Here is a 4,372-nt window from a genome sequence, read left to right on the forward strand (position 1 = left end):
CAGGCCCTAACGGATGCGGCCGCCGCGCGGGATGTTGCGGGGGATCGGTCCCTTCGGGATCGGCAGCGCTGCGCCGCCCATCGCCCGCAGGCGACGGTCAAGGGCATCGACCTCGCCGCGGCGCAGGGTGCGCCGCAGTCGCATCAGGGTGCTCTGCAGCTTGGGCAGGGGAGTCTCCCCCTCACTGGTGCCGACGATGATGTCGGTCACCGGCGTGTCGCCGACGGCCTTGCGGATCCGGCGCTTCTCGGCGGCGAGCAGTTCCCGCGGGCCACGCCCGCGACCCTCCGCGATGATCACGACCCCGGCGCGGCAGACGACACGGTGCACCACATCCTGATGCCGGTTGACGCCGACGGCGGGGGTGAGGCGCCAGTCGCCCCGCATCCGTTCGATCACCCCGGCGGCGGCGCCCGGTTTGCCTTCCATCTCGGCGTAGGCGGTCCGCTGCACCCGTCGGCTGAACAGGTTCAGGGCGACGACCACCCCGAGCAGGAGGGCGATCGGAATCCACAGGTACAGCGGACCGACGAAGATTGCGAGCACGATGCCGACGGCGACCGGAGCGAGGAAGCCTGCCAGGGTGATCCAGAGCGCCTGCGGATCGCGTTGCCGGGTGACCTTGTAGATCATCCGGAGTTGGGTGACCCGGGTGGTGAATCCCTTTCCCGGTCCCGCCTCGCCGCTGCGGCCGTTCCGACCGGCCGCGCCACCCTTGCCGGCCGTGCCGGGGATCTTCCCCGCGGCGCCAGGATTGGTGCCGCGCCTGCCAGCCGCGCCGTTCTTGTCGGCTGCGCCCGTCGACTGGTCCTTCCCCGCCGCTCCCGGGGTCGCCGACCCCGGGGCGTCCGTCGGCTTCTTCTTCAGTGCCATGACCGCGAGCCTACGGCCTCCTGGCTGGCGGTAGGCATGCTCGTCCCGCGCCCGCCGATCGCCATTGGCCGGCGGGAAGTCCGGCGGATCTGACTGCCGGGCGTGATCAGGGCGTGACGCGGATCAGTGCTGGGTGGCGACCGCGAGCGGACGCGGGGCGGCGGCCCGGGGTGGTGACTCGGGGCGGCGCGGGCGTGACCGACGTGACCGACAGCGGCACGGTGGTGTCCATCCATCGATAGCCGGTCGTCACGTGCAGATCGGTGGCCGCCCGCCACGCGTTACGACGCGCGGTCTTCTGACCTCCGTGCGGCAGCAGCAGCAGGGTCACTTCTTCGAGAACGCTGAGCAGTGAACGGAGCACGATGGGAACGACCTCCCGGCACGGTCGTGGGCACACACCTCGATGATGGGCGAAGAGGATGACCCCCACGTAACAAGGGGGTAACGCTAAGCTAATTCTAGCTGCTTCGAGGAATGGTCACCACGGACTCGGCCGTTGCCCGTGAGAGTTCTCCGACCCACTTTCCGGGGGAACGGACATTTCGCTGCGACCCTGGTCACGTGCCGTCATCGCTTGCTGGTAGAGACGGCCGGCCCGGTAGGAAGACCGGACGAGCGGACCGGACATCACCCCGGAGAAGCCGAGCTCCGCGCCGACACGTTCCCAGTCGAGGAACTCCTCCGGCCGCACCCACCGCTCGACCGGATGGTGCCGCGGCGTCGGGCGCAGGTACTGGGTCACGGTGAGTAGCTCACACCCCGCCGACCGCAGATCCCGCAGGGCCGTGTGGATCTCCTCCGCCGTCTCACCTAGACCCAGGATGAGGTTCGACTTCGTGACCAGCCCGGACTGGCGGGCCTGGCGCAGCACGTCGAGTGAGCGTTCGTACCGGAACGCCGGCCGGATCCGCCTGAAGATCCGGGGTACGGTTTCGAGGTTGTGGGCGAGTACCTCGGGCGCCGCGCCGAACACCTCGCCCAACTGGTCGGGCCGGCCGCCGAAGTCCGGGATCAGGACCTCCACGCCGGTACCGGCCGAGCGAGCGTGGATCTGGCGGACCGTCTCCGCGTACAGCCGCGAGCCGCCGTCCGCGAGGTCGTCCCGAGCGACTCCGGTGACCGTCGCGTACCGCAGGCCCATGGTGGCGACGGACTCCGCCACCCGGTGCGGCTCGTCATGGTCGAGCGGTGCGGGCCGCCCGGAGTCGATCTGGCAGAAGTCGCAGCGGCGGGTGCAGACCTCCCCGCCGATCAGGAAGGTCGCCTCGCGGTCCTCCCAGCATTCGTAGATATTGGGACAGCCGGCTTCCTCGCACACCGTGTGCAGCCCGGCCGATTGGACCAGCCCCTTGACGTCCTGGTACTGCGGGCCGGTGCGCAGCCGAGTCCTGATCCACGATGGCTTGCGTTCGATCGGCGTCTGCGCATTACGGGCCTCGATGCGCAGCAGCGGACGACCCTCGGGGGCGACGGCGGTCATACCACCAGCTCCATCTGCTCAGCTTGCTCAGCGACCGGTGCGAAGAAGGGGCCGCTCCGCGGCCAAGCGAATTTCGGCGAGGAATCGCTGTATGTCCCATGCTTCGCGGTAGGGGACCGCGGAAAGCCTGAGAACATCCACAATCATAAGCCTGCCGGCTCAGTCGCGGGGCACCGCGGGTAGCAGACGGGGCACCACCGCGGTCTCCACGGCGGTGCCGTCCGGACCGCGTTCGACCCGCCAGGCGTGCACCCCGGGCCGGTCGGCCACCGCCTCGACGAGATCGGTGCCGTGGAAGTGCAGACCCACTCCGTCGTCGGTCGCCCATCCGGCCGGCAGCGTGCCCTCGGCGACCAGCCGCTGGAACAGCGGCCGCCGGCCGGCCTCCGAGTCGTAATGCGGGGTGTTGCTGAAGGGCAGCAGGCCGAGGCCGTTCGCCACCGGGCGGAGATCCGGGCCGAAGGAGTCGGTGGTGCCGCCCATATGCCAGCACAGTGAACCGGCGGAGACTCCGCCGAGCACGACCCCCGCCTCCCACGCCTCGCGGAAGATCTCACCGAGCCCGTGCACGGCCCAGACCGCGAGCAGATTGGCGACGCTGCCCCCGCCGACCCAGACGACGTCCTGCGCCAGCAGATGGGCGCGGATGTCGGCGATGTTCGGCATCGGGAACAGCGTGAGGTGGGAGACCAGCACGTCGGGTCGGTCGCGGTTGAACGCCGCGTACCCGCGGGCGTAGGCGGCCTGGTCGTCGCCCAGGGCGGTCTGCAGCAGGCAGACCCGGGGCCGTGCGCCCGTTGCGGACAGACCGATGGCGTGATGGAGGATGGGACCGACCTTGGCTCCGTAGCGGCCGTCCGGAAGGAAGCCACCGCTGGTGGCGAGGATCTGCACAGGTTCGTCGCTCTCTGAAGGCTGTCGCACGTGACGGTCATCGATCGCATGCCCCGCGGCGGATCGTAAAAAGTTATCCACAACCGGACGAAGAGGTATGCAGACCGGACGAGTTTGAGCCTAGCGTCGCTTCTTGTGACCTTCACCGACGATTCCGCGGACAGACCGGCCCGGCGCGTCGGCCGCGTACCCGAGGTCCCGGGGGTGAGCATGCGTTCCCGCCTGCGGGACGCCGGCTCTGGAGAGCTCTGGTCGGGTCAGTTCGACCAGTCCGGGATCGAGTGCGTGGTGCGGCGGGTGCGGCTGGCGCCGGACCCAGTGCTGCGTTCCGCGGCGGTTATCGCGGCCCGGGCCCTCGTGGACCTGGAGCATCCCCATCTGGTGCCGGTCGTGGCGGTGTTGCCGACCGCGGAGGGCCTGGCGTTGATCACCGAGCCGGTCGTCGGCGGTGTCAGCCTCGCGCGGCTGCTCGCCGCCCGCGGGGACCTGGACCCCGGTGAGGTCGTCACGATCGGTCTGCCGATCGCGCAGGCCCTGGCCGCCGCGCACGCCGTCGGCGTCGTGCATGGCCGGCTCGGGCGTGAGGACATCCTGTTGGAGCCGAACGGGCGTCCGGTTCTGATCGGGCTCGGGGCCGCGGCGCTGGCCGACGCCGCCAGACCGGATCCGATTCCACCCGAGGCCGCGTCTGCGGATGTCCATGATCTGGCCACTCTGCTGCTCGGGGCGATGCGTGAGGCCACCGGGCCGGACGCAGCCGCGGTGGCGGTGGCGGTGGCGACCGCCATGATCGACGACCCGCGCCGACGACCGAGTGCCCTGGAACTCGCCGCGTCGCTGGCCCGCAGTGCGACTCCGCTCCCGGTCCGCTTGGCGGGCGGCGGCGAGCCGGGTGGCGCGGCGCGGCGCGGCCCCTCGCCGACCGAAACCCTGCCGGTGATCCCCCGGGTAGACCCGCCCGGCGATCCGGCCCCGCCCGACCGAACCATCACCGGAGCGACGGCCGTCGACGCCGCGGAACTGCTCGACTCATTGCCGCCACCGCCCCGACGGTCGACCCGTGCGACGACCAACCCTCGGAAGGCCGCCCGCGGTGGCGGCCGGGGTGCCGGGGGCAACGGG

5 protein-coding genes are annotated in these 4,372 nt (G+C 71.0%); 1 reads left to right on the forward strand and 4 read right to left on the reverse strand.

Annotation, left to right across the window (positions count from 1 at the left end; all coding sequences use genetic code 11):
* Window positions 1–6: 6 nt before the first annotated feature.
* The 4 genes from ACY5KJ_RS00425 to ACY5KJ_RS00440 form a co-directional block, all read right to left on the reverse strand.
* A complete protein-coding gene (locus ACY5KJ_RS00425) occupies window positions 7–873 on the reverse strand; it encodes a DUF4191 domain-containing protein (protein WP_462186336.1) in 867 nt (288 codons plus the stop codon).
* Window positions 874–979: 106 nt separating this feature from the next.
* Window positions 980–1,237 carry a hypothetical protein gene (locus ACY5KJ_RS00430; protein ID WP_462202451.1) on the reverse strand — a complete coding sequence of 86 codons (258 nt, stop codon included), beginning with the start codon at window positions 1,235–1,237 and terminating at the stop codon, window positions 980–982.
* A 117-nt stretch (window positions 1,238–1,354) separates the two neighbouring features.
* Window positions 1,355–2,356 (reverse strand): lipoyl synthase, encoded by a 1,002-nt coding sequence (gene lipA, locus ACY5KJ_RS00435; protein WP_462186329.1) that lies wholly within the window; start codon window positions 2,354–2,356, stop codon window positions 1,355–1,357.
* Window positions 2,357–2,515: 159 nt separating this feature from the next.
* Complete coding sequence (locus ACY5KJ_RS00440) at window positions 2,516–3,250, reverse strand: Type 1 glutamine amidotransferase-like domain-containing protein (RefSeq protein WP_462186335.1); 735 nt, start codon at window positions 3,248–3,250, stop codon at window positions 2,516–2,518.
* A gap of 210 nt (window positions 3,251–3,460) precedes the next feature.
* Here ACY5KJ_RS00440 and ACY5KJ_RS00445 point away from each other — a divergent pair.
* Window positions 3,461–4,372 (forward strand): protein kinase (locus ACY5KJ_RS00445; protein WP_462202469.1); only part of this gene is annotated, 912 nt, incomplete at its 3' end.

The sequence above is a fragment of the Frankia sp. CcWB3 genome (assembly GCF_977927595.1).

What these genes read in the sequence shown, in the direction of transcription:
- ACY5KJ_RS00425 (WP_462186336.1), bottom strand. Translation starts at nt 873, where the DNA reads ATGGCACTGAAGAAGAAGCCGACGGACGCCCCGGGGTCGGCGACCCCG.
- lipA (WP_462186329.1), bottom strand. Translation starts at nt 2,356, where the DNA reads ATGACCGCCGTCGCCCCCGAGGGTCGTCCGCTGCTGCGCATCGAGGCC.